The sequence below is a fragment of the Streptomyces sp. NPDC042346 genome, from assembly GCF_055581845.1.
The window spans coordinates 448,424-469,068 of the sequence record NZ_JBVJEH010000007.1 but is presented as its reverse complement, the minus strand read 5'-3'; the positions used below and the strand labels follow the sequence as shown (position 1 = coordinate 469,068).

Annotated in this window: 16 protein-coding genes; 9 read left to right on the top strand and 7 right to left on the bottom strand. The window is 74.1% G+C overall.

Annotation, left to right across the window (positions count from 1 at the left end):
• Positions 1-136 precede the first annotated feature (136 nt).
• The 5 genes from ACZ6K0_RS28065 to ACZ6K0_RS28045 all read left to right on the top strand — a co-directional run bounded on the left by ACZ6K0_RS28065 (position 137) and on the right by ACZ6K0_RS28045 (position 5,775).
• A complete protein-coding gene (locus tag ACZ6K0_RS28065) occupies positions 137-1,567 on the top strand; it encodes an aldehyde dehydrogenase family protein (RefSeq protein WP_376396225.1) in 1,431 nt (476 codons plus the stop codon).
• 130 nt (positions 1,568-1,697) lie between these two features.
• On the top strand, positions 1,698-2,705 hold the full coding sequence (locus ACZ6K0_RS28060; protein WP_469232246.1) for a terpene synthase family protein: 1,008 nt from the start codon (positions 1,698-1,700) through the stop codon (positions 2,703-2,705).
• 54 nt (positions 2,706-2,759) lie between these two features.
• Positions 2,760-3,662, top strand: coding sequence for an oxygenase MpaB family protein (locus tag ACZ6K0_RS28055; protein WP_376396231.1), 903 nt, complete (start codon positions 2,760-2,762; stop codon positions 3,660-3,662).
• 5 nt (positions 3,663-3,667) lie between these two features.
• On the top strand, positions 3,668-4,681 hold the full coding sequence (locus tag ACZ6K0_RS28050; RefSeq protein ID WP_469232248.1) for a cysteine synthase family protein: 1,014 nt from the start codon (positions 3,668-3,670) through the stop codon (positions 4,679-4,681).
• 62 nt (positions 4,682-4,743) lie between these two features.
• Complete coding sequence (locus tag ACZ6K0_RS28045; RefSeq protein WP_376396235.1) at positions 4,744-5,775, top strand: ornithine cyclodeaminase; 1,032 nt, start codon at positions 4,744-4,746, stop codon at positions 5,773-5,775.
• Positions 5,776-5,886: 111 nt separating this feature from the next.
• Here the strand turns inward: ACZ6K0_RS28045 and ACZ6K0_RS28040 are convergent, their stop codons facing one another.
• Both ACZ6K0_RS28040 and ACZ6K0_RS28035 read right to left on the bottom strand, forming a co-directional pair.
• Positions 5,887-7,041 carry an acyl-CoA dehydrogenase family protein gene (locus ACZ6K0_RS28040; protein ID WP_376396238.1) on the bottom strand — a complete coding sequence of 385 codons (1,155 nt, stop codon included), beginning with the start codon at positions 7,039-7,041 and terminating at the stop codon, positions 5,887-5,889.
• A complete protein-coding gene (locus ACZ6K0_RS28035; protein WP_376397253.1) occupies positions 7,038-8,171 on the bottom strand; it encodes a CaiB/BaiF CoA transferase family protein in 1,134 nt (377 codons plus the stop codon). The genes ACZ6K0_RS28040 and ACZ6K0_RS28035 overlap by 4 nt, the downstream gene beginning before the upstream one ends.
• 241 nt (positions 8,172-8,412) lie before the next feature.
• Between ACZ6K0_RS28035 and ACZ6K0_RS28030 the strand changes: the two genes are divergently transcribed.
• The gene (locus ACZ6K0_RS28030) at positions 8,413-10,101 is read left to right on the top strand and encodes a class I adenylate-forming enzyme family protein (RefSeq protein ID WP_376396241.1); all 1,689 of its coding nucleotides are present in this window, start codon (positions 8,413-8,415) and stop codon (positions 10,099-10,101) included.
• Positions 10,102-10,167: 66 nt separating this feature from the next.
• Complete coding sequence (locus ACZ6K0_RS28025; protein WP_376396244.1) at positions 10,168-11,211, top strand: LLM class F420-dependent oxidoreductase; 1,044 nt, start codon at positions 10,168-10,170, stop codon at positions 11,209-11,211.
• Between the two features lie 35 nt (positions 11,212-11,246).
• Here ACZ6K0_RS28025 and ACZ6K0_RS28020 read toward each other — a convergent pair whose 3' ends face one another.
• A complete protein-coding gene (locus ACZ6K0_RS28020) occupies positions 11,247-11,897 on the bottom strand; it encodes a response regulator (RefSeq protein ID WP_376397256.1) in 651 nt (216 codons plus the stop codon).
• Positions 11,898-11,899: 2 nt separating this feature from the next.
• Entirely contained in the window at positions 11,900-13,123 is a 1,224-nt protein-coding gene (locus ACZ6K0_RS28015; protein ID WP_376396247.1) for a sensor histidine kinase, read from the bottom strand.
• A gap of 83 nt (positions 13,124-13,206) precedes the next feature.
• Here ACZ6K0_RS28015 and ACZ6K0_RS28010 point away from each other — a divergent pair, with 83 nt between their 5' ends.
• Both ACZ6K0_RS28010 and ACZ6K0_RS28005 read left to right on the top strand, forming a co-directional pair.
• A complete protein-coding gene (locus ACZ6K0_RS28010; protein ID WP_469232251.1) occupies positions 13,207-14,172 on the top strand; it encodes an ABC transporter ATP-binding protein in 966 nt (321 codons plus the stop codon).
• A 2-nt stretch (positions 14,173-14,174) separates the two neighbouring features.
• Positions 14,175-14,924, top strand: a complete 750-nt coding sequence (locus tag ACZ6K0_RS28005; protein ID WP_376396253.1) for an ABC transporter permease — start codon at positions 14,175-14,177, stop codon at positions 14,922-14,924.
• A gap of 72 nt (positions 14,925-14,996) precedes the next feature.
• Here ACZ6K0_RS28005 and ACZ6K0_RS28000 read toward each other — a convergent pair whose 3' ends face one another.
• From ACZ6K0_RS28000 to ACZ6K0_RS27990, 3 genes are all read right to left on the bottom strand, one after another.
• Positions 14,997-17,057 carry a BTAD domain-containing putative transcriptional regulator gene (locus tag ACZ6K0_RS28000; RefSeq protein WP_469232253.1) on the bottom strand — a complete coding sequence of 687 codons (2,061 nt, stop codon included), beginning with the start codon at positions 17,055-17,057 and terminating at the stop codon, positions 14,997-14,999.
• Positions 17,058-17,127: 70 nt separating this feature from the next.
• The gene (locus ACZ6K0_RS27995) at positions 17,128-17,322 is read right to left on the bottom strand and encodes a hypothetical protein (RefSeq protein ID WP_376396259.1); all 195 of its coding nucleotides are present in this window, start codon (positions 17,320-17,322) and stop codon (positions 17,128-17,130) included.
• Between the two features lie 135 nt (positions 17,323-17,457).
• A complete protein-coding gene (locus tag ACZ6K0_RS27990; protein ID WP_469232255.1) occupies positions 17,458-20,514 on the bottom strand; it encodes an AfsR/SARP family transcriptional regulator in 3,057 nt (1,018 codons plus the stop codon).
• Positions 20,515-20,645 lie beyond the last annotated feature (131 nt).

The following is a 20,645-nucleotide window of genomic DNA, read 5'->3' as shown; positions in this document are numbered from 1 at the left end:
ATACAGAATTTATCCAGTCCGCGGGCGGCCGAGCTCCGTACATTGGTCCGCCGTCACGTCGTCAATTCCTTCCCTCCTGCCTGTTCGCCGGAGGAATTCAGCTCATTCGAACCTGCCGAAAGAGACCCGTCACGCCATGAATTCCCTCCCTCTGCACCAGGTCTACGTCGGCGGCCGGTGGACCGCCCCGCGCGCCACCGGCACGATCGCCGTGGAGAACCCGGCGACCCTGCGGATCGTCGGCGAGGTCCCGGACTGCGGCAGCGAGGACGTCTGGCGCGCGGTGGACGCGGCCCGCCGGGCGCTGCCCGGCTGGGCGGCGACCGGCGTCGAGGAGCGCACGGCGGCCCTGACGGCGCTGCGCGAGGCCCTGGTGAAGCACCAGGACGAGCTGGCGGAGACCGTCACGCGGGAGATGGGGTCGCCGATCACGTTCTCCCGGCGCGTCCAGGCGGGGCTGCCGGTGCGGGTGCTCGACGGCTTCACGGCGGAGCTCGCCGCGGCCACCGCCGAGGAGCGGATCGGGCACTCCCTCGTGGTGCGCGAGCCGGTCGGCGTGGTCGGCGCCATCACCCCGTGGAACTACCCGCTGCACCAGGCGGTCGCCAAGATCGGCGCGGCCATCGCGGCGGGCTGCACTCTGGTGCTCAAGCCGAGTGAACTCGCCCCGCTCTCCTCGTACTTCCTCGCGCAGCTCATCGACGGGATCGGGCTGCCGCCGGGCGTCTTCAACCTGGTGCCCGGCCGGGGCGCGACGGCGGGCGCCGCGCTCACCGTCGACGACGGCGTCGACCTGGTGTCCTTCACGGGGTCGCTGGAGGCCGGCCGGGAGGTCGGCGCGGCGGCGGCCCGTACGGTCAAGAAGACCTGCCTGGAGCTGGGTGGCAAGTCCGCCACGCTGGTCCTGCCGGACGCCGACCTGGCCGCCGCGGTCGAGGACGGGGTCCGCAGCGCCCTGCACAACGCGGGACAGACCTGCACCGCCCGCACCCGGCTGCTGGTGCCGCGGGCGCGGCTGGACGAGGCGCTGGACATCGTCCGCGAGGTCGTCGCCGGCTACGTGCCGGGCGACCCCGAGGACCCGGCGACCCTGCTGGGCCCCCTCGCCTCCGCCGGGCAGCGGGAGCGGGTCCTCGGCCATCTGGCGCAGGCCGCCCGCTCGGGCGCCCGACAGGTCACCGGCCAGGACACCGCGGCCGCGCTGCCCCCGACCGGCCACTACGTGGCGCCGAGCGTCTGGACGGACGTCAGCCCGTCCTCGCCCCTGGCCCGCGAGGAGGTCTTCGGCCCCGTCCTCGCGGTCATGGCGTTCGAGGACGACGAGGAGGCGGTGTCCCTCGCGAACCGCTCCGAGTACGGCCTCGCCGCCACCGTGTGGTCCGGCGACCAGGACCGCGCCGTCGCCGTGGCCCGCCGGCTGCGGGTGGGCCAGGTCGACGTCAACGGCGCGAAGTTCAACGCCGCGGCTCCGTTCGGGGGTTACAAGCAGTCCGGCATCGGCCGGGAGCTCGGCCGCCACGGCATCCAGGAGTTCCAGGAGGTCAAGTCCCTCCAACTGCCCGGCTGAGCGCGCCCGGTGAATGCCGCCGAGCCGAGGCCCCCGCTTCTCCCCCACCCCCACCCCCACGCCCCACGCCCCCGCACCCCTGATCCCTGCACCGCGACTCGAAACGACGGGTGACACCGTGCCCCTGCGCATGCCGCACATCCATGTGGAGTTCCCTCCGGAGCTCAGTCCGTTCGCCGACCGGGCGGAGGCCGGAGCCCGGGCCTTCGTGGCCCGCTTCGGCCTCGCCCCCGACGAGGCCGCCCGCCGCCACCACGAGCGCTCCCTGCTCGGCACCCTGATGGGCAGGGCGTACCCGCACGCTGGCGCCGAGGAGCTCCAGCTCGTGACCGACTGGATCAGCTGCATGCTCGTCCTGGACGACCAGTTCGACGAGACCTCGCTCGGCACGGAGCCGGAGCGGTTGCGCGAGGTCTGCGACGAGGTGCTCGGCTGGTTCACCGAGGACGGCTCCGTCGACGACGACCCCGGCCCGGCGGCGCACTCCCTCACCCAGGTGTTCCGCCCCGCCTACGCGGACCTGTGGCGCCGCACCGCCCCGCTGACCTCACCGGCCTGGCGCCGACGGCTCGCCGCGCACATCGGGGCCTTCTTCGACACCTGCGTGTGGGAGTCGGAGAACCGGCTCACGGGCCGCGTCCCCGGCCTGGACGAGTACATCGCCCACCGCGGCCGCGCGCTCATGCCGTACCTCGACCTCATCGAGGTCACCACGCACTTCGAGGTGCCGGAGGAGATCTACACGCTGCCGGCGTTCGCCGAGATGAACGCGGCGCTGTCCGACGCGGACCTGTGGACCAACGACCTGTTCAGCTGCGAGAAGGAGGCGCTGCTCGGCGACCCGCACAACCTGGTCCTGGTCCACCGGCACGCGCACGGCACGGACCTGCAGACCGCCGCGGACGCCGTCGGGGAGATGGTCCAGGGCCGCTTCGACCGTTTCACCGAGCTCAGTTCCTCCTTCGCGGAGCTCCTGACGCCCGCGCAGCGCGCGCTCTTCCCGGCGGACAGCCTGGAGCGCCACGTCGCGGGGCTGCGGAGCTGGCTCACCGGCCAGCTCCAGTGGCGCTTCGAGACGCTGCGGTTCGACCCCACACGGCCCGAGGTCACCAGCGCCGCGGGCTCCACTCCGCTGTAGGCGCGCGCCCTCGACCGACTTCCCCCACCGTGACCCACCGTGAACGGGGTACCCATGCGAGACCGTTACGCGACACTCAGACATCTGGAGACCCTCGACCCGAAGGCGGACCACCAGGAGATCCACCGCATATCCTCCGACCGCGAGTTCCCCTGGGACTACGGCCGGGGGCTGGAGGTGGCGATCTGGCGCACCTGTTGCGTGCCCGCCATCTCCGACGTCCTGGACGGCAGCGGCGAGTTCGCCCTGCGCGCGCAGAAACGTTATGACGACACCCGGATCCTGCTCGGCGAACTGGTGCGCGGGGGTTACGACTCCACGCGCGGACGCCAGGCGATCCGGCAGATCAACCAGGCGCACCGCAGGTTCGACATCGCCAACGAGGACATGCTGTACGTCCTGTCGACCTTCGTCTTCGAGCCGGTCCGCTGGATCGACCGCTGGGCCTGGCGGCGGACCTCCGAGACGGAGCGGCTGGCCGCCTTCTACTTCTTCACCGGGGTCGGCAAGCGGATGAACATCCGTGAACTCCCCACCGACTACCAGTCGTTCGAGCGGTTCAACCGCGAGTACGAACGGGCCCGCTTCCAGCGGGCCGCGAGCAACCACCGCGTCGGCACCAACATCCTGAACCTGTACGCGTCCTGGTACCGCCGCCCGGTCAGCGACCTGGTCGTGGCCACGCTGCCGTGCCGGCTGGACGCGCCGGCGCTGGACGCCCTCGGCCTGCCCGTCCCGCCCCGCTGGGTGCGGACCGTCCACCGCGCCGGGCTGCTCGGCCACGCAGGGGCCGAGCGCGTCGCGCCGCGGCTGATGGCGCGGCTGATGACCCGGCCGACCGCGCGGACGTACCCGGGCTACCCGCACGGTTACGACCTCGCCGACATCGGTCCCCAGCGGACCGTCCCGCCCGTGCGGCAGCAGCCGACGGCCCGTGTCGACAGCCTCAAGGACTGAGCGCCATGACCGAAACCACAGCTCTCGTCGCGCCCTTGGCGGCCATCGGCGACACACCCCTGCGACCGGTCGTCGTCCCGGTCGGCGACCGGACCGTGCGGATCTGGCTGAAACTGGAGGCCGAGAACCCCTTCGGGTCGATCAAGGCCCGTACGGCGGAGGCCCTGCTGAACGCCCTGGAGTCGAGCGGGGCGCTGCGTCCAGGGACGCGGGTGGTCGAGTCGACCTCCGGAAACCTGGGCGTGGCGCTCGCCGGGCTCTGCGCGCAGCGCGGCTACCGCTGCACGCTGGTGGTCGAGCCGAGCACGCCGCCCGCCAGCGTCGCGCGGATGCGCGGGTACGGCGCCGATGTCGTGACCGTGCCCGAGGTGCCGGGCGGCCGGACCCTCGGGGCCCGGCTCCAGGCCGTGCGGGAGATCGTGGCGGCCGGCTCCGATGCCGTGTGGACCAACCAGTACGAGAGCCCCGCCAACCCCGGGGTGCACGAGTGGCAGACCGCCGCGGAGCTGATGAAGGCCGCGCCGGACGGCCGGTTCGACGCGGTCGCCGTGGCCGTGTCGACCGGGGGCACGCTGGCGGGGATCGCGCGGTTCTTCCGCGACCACGCCCCGGACACCCAGGTCGTCGCGGTCGACGCGGTGGGGTCCTCGGCGCTCGGCGGCACCCCCGCCGACCGGCCGTTCAAGCTGATGGGCTTCGGCTCCGGACAGGTGTCGGGTTTCGTCGAGCCGCATCACGTGGACCATACGGTGCGACTGACGGACCAGGCGGCCGCCGCGGCCTGCGCGCTGATCGCCCGGAGGACCGGGATCTCGCTCGGGGGCAGCGGCGGCGCCGCGGTGCTCGCCGCCGTCTCCCGGGCGCTCCTCGACCCGTCGCTCCGGGAGATCGCCTGCGTCTGCCCGGACAGCGGGGAGAAGTACCCGCAGCTCCGCGACACCCCGGCCGACGGCGGCCCCGGCTGCACCGGGGAGATCCGCGCGGCCCTGGACCTGCTGGACCGGGTGCGTGCCGGGTGACCGCCCGTGCCCACCCCGCCGAACCCGCGAATGCGGCCGAACCCCCGGAAGGGGACGCACCCATGCCCCCGCACGACGACACGACGCTCACCTATCTGGACAGCGCCGACGTGGCCCGGCTCTGCGACGGGCTGCCCGTCGCCGACCTGGCACACGACACGCTGCTCGCCTACCGGCGCAAGGAGGCGGGGCTCACCCCCGAGGCCGCGCTGCGCTGGACCACGCCGTCGGGGGCGTCGGCGCGCAGCCTCATCCTGCCCGGCTGGGCGGGCGGCGCCTACGGCTGCAAGATCATCAACGCCTCGCTGGGCAACCGGCGCCTCGGCCGGCCGCGCGCCGCCGGGCTGGTCGTGCTCGACGACCCGGAGACCGCGCGGCCGGTCTGCATCATGGAGGGCGGCCGGATCAGCGCCCTGCGCACGGCCGGCGTCTCGATCGCCGCGCTGCGCGCCGTACGAGACCTGGCGGCCGTCCGGCGGGTGGCCTTCCTCGGCTGCGGCCGGCAGGCCGAGGTCCACCGGGAGCTGTTGGCGAGCGCCTGCACCGGCGTCGAGGAGCTGTTCGTACACGACCAGGACGCCGGCCGGGCCGAGGAGCTCGCCGCCCGCTGGCGCGCGGTGGACCCGGCGGTCGCCGTCACGGTGACCGCGGACGCCCGCACCGCCGTCGAGCGGGCCCAGGTGACGGTCGCGGTGACGACGACCACCGAGCCGTACGTGGAGCTGGACTGGGTGCCGACGGGTGGGACCTTCGTCAACGTGTCCCTCGACGACGCGGCGGAGAGCCTGCTGCTGGGCTGCGACCACCTGTTCGTCGACGACTGGGAACTGGTCGTCGACGACGACCACCGGCTGCTGGGCAAGCTGGCCCGGGCCGGCCGCGTCGCCGGCCCGGGGACCGCCGCCCCGGCGGGCGGCCGCTCGGTGGACGCCTCCCTGCCCGAGCTGTTCGCCGGTGACTACGCGCGGACGGTCGCCGGGGACGACCGGGTGGTGATCAACCCGTTCGGCATGGGCGTCCAGGACATCGCGCTGGCCGCCGCCGTGTACGCGCGGGCCGTCGAGCAGGGCGTCGGCCTCTCCCTGGCCCACTGATCAGGGGGCCGTACGGCATCCCCGCCCTACGGCCCCCCGCCGCGTCCGGACCCTCATGACCGTGGCCCCGCCGGTTTCCCGGCGGGGCCACGGTCGTACGCAGGGGCGAGGTCAGTAGGACTTCGGCAGCCCCAGGGTGTGGTGCGAGACGAAGTTGAGGATCATCTCCCGGCTCACCGGGGCGATCCGCGCCACCCGGGAGAGCGTCAGCAGCGAGGCGAGCCCGTACTCGGTCGTCAGGCCGTTGCCGCCCAGGGTGTGGATCGCCTGGTCGACGGCGTGGGCGCAGGCCTCGGCGGCGGCGTACTTGGCCATGTTGGCGGCCTCGCCCGCAGCCATGTCGTCGCCCGCGTCGTAGAGTTCGGCGGCCTTGCGGGTCATCAGCCGGGCGAGTTCCAGCTCGACGTGGATCCGGGCGAGCGGGTGGGCGACGGCCTGGTGGGCGCCGATCGGGGTCGACCACACCTGCCGGGTACGGGCGTAGTCCACGGCCTTGTCCAGGGCGTGCCGGCCCAGGCCGACGGCGAACGCGGCGATCATGACGCGTTCGGGGTTCAGCCCGGCGAAGAGCTGCTGGAGTCCCGCGTCCTCCTCGCCGACCAGCGCGTCGGCGGGCAGCCGTACGTCGTCCAGGACGAGTTCGAACTGCCTCTCCGGGGCGCTGAGCTCCATCGGAATCTCGTGGTGGGCGAAGCCGGGGGTGTCGCGCGGGACGACGAAGAGGCACGGCTTGAGGCGGCCGGTGCGGGCGTCCGCCGTCCGGCCCACGATCAGGGTGGCGTCGGCCTCGTCGACCCCGGAGACGAAGACCTTCCGGCCGGTGAGCAGCCAGTCCGTGCCGTCGCGGCGGGCGGTGGTGGTCAGCCGGTGGGAGTTGGACCCGGCGTCCGGCTCCGTGATGCCGAAGGCCATCCGGGAGGAGCCGTCGGCCAGTCCGGGCAGCAGCCGGCGCTTCTGCTCCGGGGTGCCGAAGCGGCTGATGACCGTGCCGCAGATGGCGGGCGACACGACCAGCATGAGCAACGGGTTGCCGGCCGCGCCGAGTTCCTCCATGACGAGCGAGAGTTCGGTGATCCCGCAGCCCCCGCCGCCGTACTCCTCCGGCAGGTTGACCCCGAGGTAGCCGAGCCGTCCCGCCTCCGCCCACAGCTCCTTCGGGGAGCGCGGGTCGGGACCGGCGCCGCCCCGGCCGCGCGCGAACGCGGCGACGGCCTCCCGCAGCGCCCGGTGCTCGGCGCTCTCCGCGAACGCGCCGCGCCCGCTCATCGGTCCAGCTCCGCGAGGATCTCGGCGGTGTGCTCGCCGTGCCCGGGGGCGGCACCGCGCAGCGAGTCGAGTCCGGCGCCGAACAGGACGGGAAAGCGGACCTGCCGGCGCGGCTCCTCGGTCGGCGACCCCGGCAGAGACCCGACCAGGTCGCGGGCGGCGACGTGTACGTCGGCCAGGAACGCGTCGGCGGTCTCGTACACCGGCGCCCAGGGCAGATCCAGGCCGGCGAGCGCGGCGCACCACCAGGCCAGGTCGCGGCGGGCGAAGACGCCGGTGAGCAGCTCCCGGATCCGCCCACGGGCCCGGGTGCGCGCCGCGCGGCGGTCGTACGCGTCGTCGTCGAGCTCGGGGAACTCCCCGGCGAAGGCCGTGCGGAAGGTCAGCCAGAACTTGTCCTCGAAGGTCGCGAGCGCGATCCGGCCGCCGTCGGCGGCGGTGAACACGTCGTTGTCGCCGGTGACCAGGGGGTTGTCGGCGGGGTCGGGCAGCGTGCGCAGAGGCAGCGCGAGCGGTCCGGCCCAGGCGGCGGCCGCCTCGTGCAGCGACACGTCGAGGTGCTGGCCGTGGCCGGTGGCGCGGGCGGAGGCGACCGCGACCGCGGTGGACAGCGCCGCGTACATCGCTCCGGCGAGGTCGGCGATCCTCAGGCCCACCCGGTCGACGCGCTCGCCGGGGCGGTGCGGCACGGCGAAGAAGCCCGCCAGTGCGAGGAAATTGAGGTCGTGGCCGGGCCGGGAGGCGTAGGGGCCGTGCTGTCCGAAGCCGGTGATCGAGCACAGCACCACCCGCGGGTTGGCCTCGCGCAGCCGCGCGTACCCGAGGCCCATGGCGTCGAGGACGCCGGGCCGGTGGCTCTCCACCACGGCGTCGCTGCGCTCCACCAGACGCAGCAGGGTGTCCCGCCCGGCCGGGTCACGCAGGTCCAGGACGAGGGAGCGCTTGTTGCGGTTGAGCGCCGCGAACGTCTCCGGCTCGACCAGCCTGCCGTAGTCGCCGCCGTCCGGGCTCTCCACCTTGACCACGTCGGCGCCGAGGTCGGCCATCAGCACCGTGGTGAATCCGCCGGGCAGCAACCGCGAGAGATCGAGGACCCGTATGCCGTCCAGGGCCGGCCAGCCCGCCGTCATTTCCACCTGCGACTCCTTTCGCCCCCGCGGCCTCCGGTCGAGGGCGGGCACAAGCGGGCGCACGTTACCGGCGTCCGGACGGCCGGCCCTGGACGGGATCTGCACGGTTCCTGCCTCCCCCGTCCGGTTCCCTCCCGGGAGGGAACGGCTTCCAGCCGCCGGGGGATCCGGCGTCAGGGGCCCGCGCGGTGGGATGGGACCAGCGCCGGACGGACCGGCAGCCCACCGCCGAGGAGTCACCATGCAGGTCAGCACCGCACCGGCCGCCCCGCGCACCGGCACCCCGCACGCCGGCGTTCCGCACATCGAGACCCCTCTCGTCGAGTCGCTCCGCCCCGCGGACACCGAGGCGCCGCTCTCGGACCACACCGTCGGCTCCCTGCTGCGCGAGGTCGCCGCGGGCCGACCGGACGCTCCGGCCCTGGAGTCGGTCCCGGACGACGGCGGCGCCCCGCGCCGCTGGACGTACGCCGAGCTGCTGGCCGAGGCCGAGAGCGTGGCGGGCGGGCTGCGGGAGCGCGTCGGACTCGGCGCGCGGGTCGCCCTGTGGGCGCCGAACGTCCCGGAGTGGCCGATCGTCGCGTACGCGGCGGCGCTGGCCGGGGTGACGCTGGTGACGCTCAACCCGGCGCTGCGGGCCGGCGAGCTGACGCACGCCCTGCGCACCTCCGAGGCCGAGATGCTGATCCACGCCGACGCCGTCCGGGGTTACGACATGGCCGGGACGGTACGGGCGGTGACGCCGGACCTGCCGGGTCTGCGGCACGTCGTGCCGCTCGCCGCGTGGGAGTCGCTGCGGGGTGCCGCGCCGCTGCCCTCTCAGGAGGAGATCGCCGCCGTCCCGGCGCAGATACAGTTCACCTCCGGCACCACCGGCGACCCGAAGGCGGTACTGCTCTCGCACCGGTCCGTGGTCAACGTGGCCCGGCTGACCTTCGAGGGGCTCGGCGTCCACGACGGCGCGACCGTGGTCTCCCCGCTGCCGATGTTCCACACCGCCGGCTGTGTCATCTCCTGCCTGGGGCCGCTGTGGAGCGGCGGCGTCTTCACGCTCCTGGAGCGTTTCGACCCCAAGGTCCTCTTCGAGGTGCTGCGCCGCTCGCCCGGCGCGGTGCTCACCAGTGTGCCGACGGTGCTGACCGCCCTGAACGACGTGGCACGCTCCGCCGACGGCGCGCCGGCCCGGCTCTCCTCCGTCCTCACCGGCGCGGCGCCGGTGCGCCCGCAGCTCATCACCGAGACCGAGGAACTGTTCTCGACCACGGTGTTCAACCTGTACGGACAGACCGAGCTGGCCTCCGTGGTCACCCTGACCCGGCCGGACGACACCGCCGAGGACAAGACCAGCACCGTCGGCCGGCCGCTGCCGCACGTCGCGTGCAAGATCGTGGACCCGGACACCGGCCGGGTGCAGCCGCTCGGCGTCCCCGGCGAGATCTGCGCCCGCGGCTACCAGCAGCTCCTCGCGTACTACGGCGACGCGGAGGCCACCGCGCGGAAGGTGGACGCGGACGGCTGGCTGCACACCGGGGACCTCGGTTCGATGGACGCGACCGGTGCGGTCCGGATCGAGGGCCGGCTGAGCGACCTGATCATCCGGGGCGGCGAGAACATCGCGCCCGGGCCTGTCGAGTCCTTCCTCAGCACGCTGCCCGGCGTCCGCGACGCCCTGGTGGTGGGGGTGCCGGACGACCGGTGGGGCGAGATCGTCGCCGCGGTGCTGCTGCCCGCCGCCGACCGCCCGGAGGGCCCGGACGTCGAGGAGTGCGTCGCCCTCTGCCGCGAGCAGCTGTCCCCGCACAAGATCCCGGCCCGGTGGTACCTCGCGGACGGGCTGCCGCTGACCGCCTCCGGGAAGATCCAGAAGTTCCGGGTCCGGGAGCTGATCGCCGAGGGCGCCCTCCCCCGCCTCGACGCACCGCGCGCCTGACGCGTGCTGTCGAATCCCGCCTCTGACGTCCCGTCACCCCGCCGACGCACCCCCGGAGCCCCCGCCATGAAGATCTCCATGCAGCTGAAGTACGACACCGACATCGTCGCCGCGGCCGGCCAGGTGGCCGAACTTGAGCGGGCCGGCCTCGACCTGGTCTGGGTGCCGGAGGCGTACGGCTACGACGCACCCAGTTTCATGGGCTTCCTCGCCGCCCGCACCGAGCGGATCGAGATCGGTTCCGGCATCCTCTCGGTGTTCAGCCGGACGCCCGCCCTGCTGGCGATGACCGCGGCCGGCGTCGACGCCCTGTCCGGCGGACGCTGCCACCTCGGCCTCGGCTCCTCGGGCCCGCAGGTCGTCGAGGGTCTGCACGGGGTGCCGTACGCCGCGCCGGTGGCCCGGACCCGCGAGACCATCGAGGTCATGCGCGCCTTCTGGCGGCGGGACGAGCCGGTGCGTCACCAGGGGTCCACGATCACGCTGCCGCTGCCCGAGGGGCAGGGCACCGGCCTCGGCAAGCCGATGCGGCTGCTGACGCCGCCGGTCCGCCCGTCCGTCCCGGTGTGGGTGGCCGCGCTCGGCCCGAAGAACGTCCGGATGGTCGCCGAGACCGCCGACGGCTGGCTGCCGCTGTTCTTCGTCCCCGAGTGGTGCGACCGGGTGTGGGGGCCTGCGCTCAAGGAGGGCGCCGCGACCCGCGCGCCCGAGCTGGGCCCGCTCCAGATCTCGGCGGGCGGTCTGCTCGCGATCGGCCCGGACGCCGAGCGGGCCCGGGAGCTGGCCCGCGGCCAGCTCGCGCTGTTCGTCGGGGGCATGGGCGCGCCCGGCCACAACTACTACCACGACCTGGTCAGCCGGTACGGCTATGCCCGTGAGGCGGAGACGATCCAGCGGCTGTTCCGGGCCGGCGACAAGGCCGGGGCCGCGGCCGCCGTGCCCGCCGCACTGCTCGAAGCCACCACGATCTGCGGCACGGAGAGCTATGTGAGGGATCGCCTGGACGCCTACCGCGAGGCCGGGGTCACCCATCTCCAGGTCGTGCCGGTGCCGCAGGAGGGCGAGTCCGAGGCGACGGTGGTCTCCCGCCTGAAGGACCTCGTCGGCTGACGGATGCCGTCGGCCCCGGGAGCCCCGGAGCCTTCTCAGCCCACGCCGACGAACCCCGACTCGTACGCCAGGACCACCGCCTGCGTCCGGTCGCGCGCCCCCAGCTTCGCCAGGGTGCCGCTGACATGGGTCTTGACCGTCTGCACCCCCAGGAACAGCTGCGCGGCGATCTCCGCGTTGGACATCCCCCGCGCCATCAGCCGCAGCACGTCCGCCTCCCGCTCCGTGAGCTGGGCGCGGGCCAGCGCGTCGCCCGGCTCTCGGGCCTGACGCCCTTCCACCAGCGAGCGGATCGCGGCGGGGAAGAGCACCGAGTCCCCGGTCGCCACGGTTCGGACGGCCTGGACGATCTCGGCGGGCCGGGACCGCTTGAGCAGGAACCCCGACGCCCCTTCCCTGAGCGCCTCGTAGACGTAGTCGTCCCGCTCGAACGTGGTGATCACCAGGACTCTCGGCGGGTCGGCGACGGCGGCCATGAGATCGCGGGTCGCGGTGATGCCGTCGACGGTGGGCATCCGTACGTCCATGACGACGACGTCCGGGCGCAGCCTCCGGACGAGCGGCACCACCTCGCAGCCGTCGGAGGCCTCGCCGGCCACGGTGATGCCCTCGGCGTTGCCGAGGATGGCCGACATGCCGGCCCGGACGAGCTCCTCGTCGTCGACGAGGAGTACGGAGATGTCCATGATCACGATCCCAACCGTAGGGGAAGGCGGGCGCTGACGGTCCAGCGCCCCGATGCGGCTCCGGCGGTGGCCCGGCCGCCCAGCAGTGCGGCGCGCTCCCGCAGACTTCGCAGCCCCTTGCCGGTGCCGGGAGCCCGCGGGGCCTCCTCCACCAGCGGGTTCGCGACGGTGAGCCGGACCTGTTCGCCGGTGACGTCCAGGTCGACGTCCACGGGTGAACCGGGCGCGTGCTTCATGGCGTTGGTGAGCGCCTCCTGAAGGATGCGGTACGCCTCGCGGGAGACGACGCCCGGCACGGCGTCGACCTCGGCGGCGGTGCGCGAGCGCACCGTGACGCCCGCCGCGCGGCTGGCCTCCAGGAGCTGCCCGATGTCCGCGAGCGTGGGCCGGACGGTGCGGGCGGCCAGCTCGTCCTCCTTCAGATAGCCGAGGGTGCGCTCCAGGTCGTCCATGGCGCGGCGGCCGGTGTCCTCGATGGCGGTCAGCGCCCGGATCGCGAAGTCTCGGTCGGTGTGGATGAGTTCGCGGGCCGCGCTCGCCTGCAGCACGGTGACCGTGAGGGCGTGGCCGATGGAGTCGTGGAGTTCGCCCGCGAGCCGGTTGCGGGCCAGCAGTTCGTCCGCCCGGCGCTCCGCCTCCGCGAGCCGCTCGGCCGTCGAGGGGCCCAGCAGCCGTCGCGCGAGGGCGAGTTGGACGTGCCCGGCCCATACGACCAGCACGAACGCGGCGAGCAGCAGCGGCGGCACCAGGCCCAGGTACCAGATGTGCCGGTGGCCGCCGGGGATGGTGACGCCGAGGATCGTCCGGGCCCCCTCGACGGCGGGCGCGGACGCCAGCGTTCCCGTGACGGACAGCAGCTGGGCGACGACCGTGGCGACGAGCAGTCCCCACCAGCAGCGCAGCACCAGCCAGACGCTGGTGCGCCGGCGGTCGGAGAGACTCCGGGCCGGGGCACGGCCGATGTCGTTCTCGTCGTCCGGAACGAGCAGCAGCCGCGCCTGGATGCCCTCCGCGCGCCGCGTCCCCGGCACCAGGCCGAGCAGCAGCAGGGGGACCACCGGCACGAGGGCGCAGGCCGCGAGGGTACGGCCCAGGTTGTCGGTGATGCCGGGCCACACCAGCACGCAGACCGGTCCCACGGCCCCGCCGAGCAGCAGATGGAGCCCGCGGGCGTACGTACGGCCCTGGCGCAGGGCGTCGTGGAGCGTCGACGGCAGACGTCTCATGTGGATCAGCTCCCTCCCCGGGGGGAGGTGACTCCCGCCGTCGGGGGATCCGTCCGGGGCCGCCGGACGATTGGCTTGGGGACATGAACAGGGACAACGGAACGGCGCACGGTGCGGGCGACGCACCCGCCGTGGAAGTACGGGGTCTGGTGAAGGCCTACGGCGACAGGACGGTGGTGCAGGGTCTCACCTTCCAGGTGCGGGCCGGTTCGGTCACCGGCTTCCTCGGCCCGAACGGTGCGGGGAAGTCGACCACCCTGCGGATGATCCTGGGGCTTGACCGGCCCACGGCGGGCGAGGTGCTGATCGCGGGACGGCCGTACGGCCGGCTGGTCGAGCCGCTGCGCCACGTCGGCGCGCTGCTGGACGCCGGCGCGGCGCATCCGGGACGAACCGCGCGCGACCATCTGCTCTGCATCGCCCACGCCGGGCGCATGCCGCGGGCGCGGGTCGACGAGGTGCTGGAGCAGGTCGGCCTGGAGTCCGCGGCCCGTCGGCGGGTCGGCGGGTTCTCGCTGGGGATGCGTCAGCGCCTGGGCATCGCCGCGGCTCTGCTCGGCGACCCCGAGGTGCTGATCCTCGACGAGCCGGTCAACGGCCTGGACCCGGAGGGCATCCGCTGGCTGCGGCACTTCCTCAAGGGGTTGGCGGCGCGGGGGCGGGCGGTGCTGATCTCCAGTCATCTGATGACGGAGACGGCGCTGCTTGCGGACCGGCTGGTCGTGATCGGCCGGGGCCGGCTGCTGGCGGACGTGTCCATGGCCGAGTTCGCCGCGGAGCACGGCCGCTCCCGGGTGCGGGTGCGGGCCGACGAGCCGGAGCGGTTGCGCGAGGCCTTGGTGCGCAAGGGGCTGCGGGTGGTGCCGGGCGACGACGGCGCGCTGGAGGTGCACGCGGCGGAGGCCGCCGATGTCGGCCGGATCGCGGCTCACGAGAGGGCCGCCGTCCTGGAACTGGTCCAGGTCGAGGACTCGTTGGAAGAGGCTTTCATGCGGATGACCGCCGATTCGGTGGAGTACGGGGGGCGACCCCTCGGAGAGGTGGTCTGACGATGTCTGTCAACGCGGTGCTCCGCTCGGAGTGGACGAAGATCCGCTCGGTGCGTCCGGTCCTGTGGTCGCTGCCGCTGGCCGCGGCCCTGCTCGTCGCCATCGGCGCCGGCGTGTCGGGGTCGGTCGGCCCCGAGGAGGCGGACGGCCCGGGCTTCGACCCGGTGCAGCTCGGCTACTACGGCATCCTCTTCGCCCATGTCGTCGTGATCGCCTTCGCCGTTCTGGTCGTCGGCAACGAGTACCAGAACGGCGCGATCCGGGTCTCGCTGGCGGTGGTGCCCAAGCGCGGCCTGATGTACGCGGCCAAGCTGACCGTCGGGGCGGTGCTGGCCCTGGTGGCCGGCGTGGTCGCCTCGCTGTGCACGTTCTTCCTCTCCCAACGCCTGCTCGGCGAGCACGGCACGGCGTTCGGCGATGCGGGGACGGTGCGGGCGATCGTGGTGGGGGCCCTGTACTTCCCGCTGCTCGCGGTCATGTGCATGGGGTTCACGGCGATGCTGCGCAGTCTGATGCTCTCCATGGGCGTCCTGGTCCCGGTGCTGTTCCTGGTCTCACCCGTGCTGGCCGAGATCCCCGGCCTGAAGGAGCTGGCCTGGTACCTGCCCGACCGGGCCGGCCAGTACGGGCTGCGGCTCGACCCCGCCGTCGCGGCGCCCTACAGCCCCATGACCGGGGTGCTGGTCATGGCGGTGTGGGCGGCCGCGGCGGCGGTCGGCGGCTGGCTGACGCTCCGCACCCGCGACGCGTGAGCGCTCCGCCGCCGTGAAGGACGCGTGAGGGGACGGGGACGGTGGGCATCGACGACCGTCCCCTCACGCCGTTCATCGCTCCCAGGCGTGGAGGCGTACGAGGGGCGGAATCGCGTACTCCTCGCCGGCGCCCGCCGGGGGGTCGAGCAGATGGTGGTCGACAAGCCGCTCCAGGAGGTCCTCCGCCTGGCGTCCGCCGCAGCGCAGCACGGCGGCCGCTCCTGCGGGGGTGAACGCCCGGTCCGCGGACCGGGCGAGGGCGCGCACGGCGTCGCGGAGCACGGGGTCCAGGCCCTCGTACGCGGAGGTCAGCCGTTCCCGTACGGACAGGTCTCCGGCGACCAGCTCCGACAGCCGCCGCTCCTCGTCGGCCAGCCGGTCCGCCAGCCGGGCGAGGGTCCAGTGCGGGCGGGCGGCTAGCCGCATGCCCGCGATCCGCACGGCCAGCGGGATCCCGTCGCACAGCTCGGCAACGGTCTCGGCCGCCGTCCGTTCGGCCAGCACCCGCCGCTCACCGGCGATCCGGGCGAGCAGGGAAACGGACTGGTCGGCGGTGAAGCGCTCGACGCGGAAGGGCTGGGCGCCCTCCAGACCGGACAGCGGGATCTGGCCGGCCAGCAGCGCGGCGCCGCCGGGGCCGGACGGCAGCAACGGGCGGACGGCGCGTTCACCGGGTGCGTCGTCGATGACCACCAGGACCCGGCGGCCGGCGACGGACTCCTGGTAGAGCGCCGCGAGTTCGGCCTGCCCGGCGGGCAGCCCGGCCGTCGGCACGCCCAGCGCCCGGGCGAAGTCGCGCAGCACGGTGCGGACCTCGTCGGGCGTGCCGGTGCGTAGCCGGGCATGCAGGACGCCGTCGGGGAAGTGGCGGGAGACGGCCGCGGCGATCTGGACGGTCAGGGCGGACTTGCCGACGCCGACGGGTCCGTGGAGCACGGCGACCGGGGCCGCGCCGAACGCGGCCAGCGGCCCCTGCCCGGTCAGGTACTGCCGGACCTGGAAGTGCTCGGCCCGGCCCACGAAGTCCCCGACGCTCCGCGGCAGCTGGACGGAGCTCGGCGCGTCGGACCGGCCGGCGGGCTGCGCCGTCCTCGCCGTCGCGGCCGGGGCGTCCTCCCCCAGCACGGCCATCTGGGCCTCGCGGAGTTGGGCACCGGGCTCGATGCCGCTCTCGACGCGGAGCCTGCGGTCGACCGCGGCGAACAGCTCCAGCGCCTCCGCCCGGCGGCCGGAACCGGCGAGCGCGGCGAGCAGCCGAGCGTGCAGGCCCTCGTGCAGCATCTCGTGCCGGGCGATCGGCCCGAGCTGGGCGAGCACCTCCTCGTACTGGCCGCGGGCGAGGGCGAGATCGGCGAGGCGCAGCGCGGAGGCGACGCGCAGGCGGGCGTGCTCGACGGCGGCGGCGTGGCGGGCCAGCCGTGGCGGGGCGCCCTCCAGGAGCGGCCCGCGCCAGAGCCGCAGCGCCTCGGCGAGCAGGGCCTGTTCGTGCACCGGGTCGTCGCCGGCACGGGCCCGCGCGGCCTCGTGCGTCAGCCGGCCGAACTCCAGGACGTCGAGTCGACTGTCCCCCTCGATCCGGAGCTCATAGCCGCCGCCGCGCCGCAGAACCGCGGTCCGGCCGGCGCCGGGCAGGGTGTGCGCCTCCAGCATCAGCCGGATGCGTGAGATGTAGGTGTGGATCAACTGGCCGAACGTGTCGGGCAGTTCGCCGTCCCAGAGGACCTCGATGATCTCGTCGCGTTCGACCACCTGATGGGCCTGGAGCGCGAGCAGTCCGAGCAGGGTCCGCTGCTTCGGCGTTCCGGTGAGCAGTTCGGCCGCGCCGCGCGTGGCGGAGAGCCGGCCGAGGATCTTCAGGACCAGCGGGGCGTCCTCGGGGACCTCCCCTTCGGCACCGGCCGTGGCACCGACCTGCGCGAGCAGCGCGGGTTCGTCCAGGGCTTCGGCGATTCTGCGCAGCGATCCGGATCTCGGGGCGCGTACCCGGCCCCGTTCGATCTCACGGAGCGTCCGCAGACCGATCCCGGACTTCTCGGCGAGGTCCCGCTGGCTGACCCCGTTGCGGGTCCGCGCGGCACGGACCAGGGTGGCGACGTCTCGTTCCGCCAACGCCGCCGGACTACCACCCGTCATGACTCCCCCATGCATGCTCGTTCGTTTCGCCGTCCGTCCCCGTCGTCCGCGACGGACCGCGCCGACGTGGTCAGCCGCGGCTGTTCCACTCCTCCTGGGGGTCGGTGACGATCGGGCCGTCGGCCACGACGGTGCTCGGCGCGGGGGCCGAGAGCTGCTGTTCGGCGACGGCCAGAACCGAGAGGCCGAGCATCAGCGCGGTGGCCGCGACGCAGGCGGTGCGCAGGGTGTGGGCGGTGCGGGTGGTGGAGGTGATCGCTCGCATGTCTCGGTCTTCCGTTCGCTCGTCGTTCGTGCTGCCGAGTGAGACTCTGCCAACTGTCGATCTACGCTGGATAAATCCTGGATATGCGCTCTGAGCTGCGGATATATCGTTCCTGCCGGAGGGCCGGGGGCAGCTTCACAGGGGTTCACCGAGGGCTGTGAGGAGGGCCGCCGCGTGGTCGGCGTCGGGCAGCCCGAGCCGGGTGAACAGCGTGTGGGCCTGCCGGGCCCTGGCCGCCGCGACCCCGGAGTCGCCGAGGTCGGCGAGGGTACGGCCGAGCACCAGGAGGGCGAGCCCCTGGTCGCGCTCCGCGCAGCGCTGCTCGCACAGCACCAGCGCACGGCTCGCCTCCCTGACGGCCTCCTCCCGGCGGCCCGTGGTCCGCAGGGTCTCGGCCAGCCGGAAGCGGGCCTGCGCCTCCTGTCCGCGGATCTGCCAGGCCGCGCACAGGTCCAGGCACCGGGTGTGGCTCGCGACCGCCTCGTCGTACCGCCCCAGTTCGTGCAGGGCCATGCCCTGCACGTAGAGCGCGTAGGCGGCGCCGTGATGGTCCTCGACCTCCCGCAGCGCGGCCAGCGCCTCGGCGCACGCGACGAGCGCCTCCTCGGCGCGGCCGCCGCTCAGCCGGGCCTGCGCCGCGTTGAGCCGCGTCACCAGTTCGCCCGAGCGGTGCCCGAGCTTCTCCGCCAGCTCGATCGCCTGGTCGTAGCAGTGCACCGCGTCCTCGTAGCGGTGCTGGAACTGCGCTATCAGACCCCGGTCGTTGAGCGTCTGCCGGAGGATCACCCGGTCGCCGACCCGCTCGCAGGCCTCCGCTGCGAGCCGGGTGAACAGCTCGGCCTCGGCGAGCCGGACGCTCTGCAGGGCGGCGTTCCCGCAGACGAAGCGGGCCCGCCCTGCGACATGGTCGTCGCCGCGCAGCGCGGCGGTCTCGGCCAGCGCCTGCGCGGCGGCGGCGAGCTGCCCGTACGGGATGTCCTTGCCGAACGGCGTGAGGGCGATGAGCAGGTCGGCGGCTACGCGCAGGATCCGCGGGGCCGCCCCGGCGGGGCTGCGGGCGGCCAGCATCACCGCGTTGGTGAGGCATTCGAACTCGGCGGTCACCCAGGCGCGGGCCGCCGCTAACCCGGCGAAGTGAGGCGCGGGCACGGAGCCGGGGGTGAGGAAGATTCCGTCCGGGTCGCCGGGCACCATGCACTGGAAGGCGGCGCGCCCGGCGGCCAGCAGGTGGTCGAGGAGCGGCGGCAGCACGGGGATGCCGGCCTCGGCACCGCCGTCGCCCGGCGACACGCCGAGCTGGAGCGCGAAGGACCAGACGAGGTCGTGGTAGCGATACCGGCCGGGCTGCGGGGCCTCCAGCATGGCCGCGTCGACCAGGGACTCGAGGATCTCCTCGGTGTCGTACGGGTCGAGACCGAGGGCCGCGGCGGCCACCCCCAGTCCGATGCTGGGCCGGGCGACCGGGGCGAGGAGCTGGAAGGCGCGCGCCTGTTCCTGCGGGAGCTGGCGGTAACCGAGTTCGAAGGTGGCCGCGACGGCCAGGTCACCGGCGCGGAGCTCGCCGATGCGGCGGCGCTCGTCGGCGAGCCGACGGGTCATGGTCTCGATCTGCCAGCGCGGCCGGGCGGCGAGGCGGGCGGCCACGATCCGGACGGCGAGCGGGAGATGTCCGCACGCGGTCACCAGTTCGGTCGCTGCGGCGGGCTCCGCCTCCACGCGTGCGGCGCCGACGATCGCGGTGAGCAGCTCGATCGCCTCGTCGGCCGCGAAAACGTCCAGGGCCACGGCGGTGACCGCGCTGGGGATGCCGACGAGCCGGGTCCGGCTGGTGACGATCACGGCGCAGCCGGCCGAGCCGGGCAGCAGCGGGCCCACCTGGGCGGGGTCCCGGGCGTTGTCGAGGAGCAGCAGCATGCGCCGGCCGTCGAGCAGGGTGCGCAGGAGCCGGGCGCGGTCGTCGGTCATGACCGGGAGCGCGTGCGGCGGCACGCCCATCGCGGCGAGCATGCTGCCGAGGACGGCCGACGGGTCGGCGGGCTCGAGACCGCTGCCGCGCAGATCGACGTAGAGCTGCCCGTCGGGGAACTCGTGCTTGATCCGGTGGGCGACCCGCAGGGCGAGGGTGGTCTTGCCGAGGCCGCCCATGCCGCTGATGGACGCGACCGGGAGCGAGGTCCGATCCGGGGCGGTGAGGACCCGGCTCAACTCCTCGACCTGTTCGGCGCGGCCGGTGAAGTCGAATGCGTCGGCGGGGAGTTGGGCGGGGCGGGCCAGAACCGGTGCGGCGGACTCGGGGTCGGGTGCGGAAGTGGTGCCGGTGTCGGGTTCGACGGTCCGAAGCGCCGGGGAGGGCTGCGGATCCTCGGGACTCCGCGGGTCGCGGGGGGCCTCGGGGGCGGCTGCGGCCGGCGCGGTGCCGCGGACCGAGACGTCGAGGAGCGGGTCGCCCGCGAGGACCCGTTCGTGCAGCGCGGTCAGTTCGGGACCGGGGTCGACGCCGAGTTCCTCGGCGAGGACACGGCGTGCTCGCGCGTAGACCGCCAGCGCGTCCGCCTGCCGCCCGGAGGCGTACAGGGCGCGCATGAGAAAGCCGTACGGCCGCTCCTGGAGCGGGTGTTCCTGTGTGAACACGGTGAGGTCGGGAATGACCGCGCCGTACCGGCCCGCCTGCAGCTCATGAGCGAAACGTTCCTCCTCCAGCCCCATCCGCAGCTCGGTGAAACGAGCCCGCTGCTGCTCGGCGTAGGGGCCGGGCACTCCCGCCAGCGGCGCGCCCTGCCAGAGGCCGAGCGCCTCGGCCAGCAGCCGCCCGCAGGCCTCGTCGTCGCCCCCGGCCCGGGCCCGGCCGGCCTCGGCGGCGAGCTGCTCGGCACGGTGCAGGTCCACCGAGAGCGGCGGCGCCACCATGCGGTAGCCGTCGGGCTGGGAGAGCAGCAGCCGAGGTGCGGCGGAGTCCTCCTCCAGGAGCTGCCGCAGCCGCCACACGTAGGTGCGCAGGCTCGCCAGCGCGGAGCCCGGGGGCTCCTCGCCCCAGACCGAAGCGATCAGTTCGTGCGTGGAGGCGACCCGGCCGGAGCGCAGCAGCAGCGCCACGAGCAGGGCCTGCTGCTGGGGAGAACCGATGGTGATCGGCGTCTCGCCCCGGTGCACGGACACGGCTCCGAGCACGCTGAACCGAATCGACCCCCCCATGGATCCTGCCTTCTGCACTCGCGTCTTCGCGACCCCCCGTCGCACAGTCGCCGGACGCCAGGCGTCCGGTCACGAGATCATTACACGGCCCGCAAGGAAGCGGCACCTGCCCCCGGGAATGTTTCCCGCGA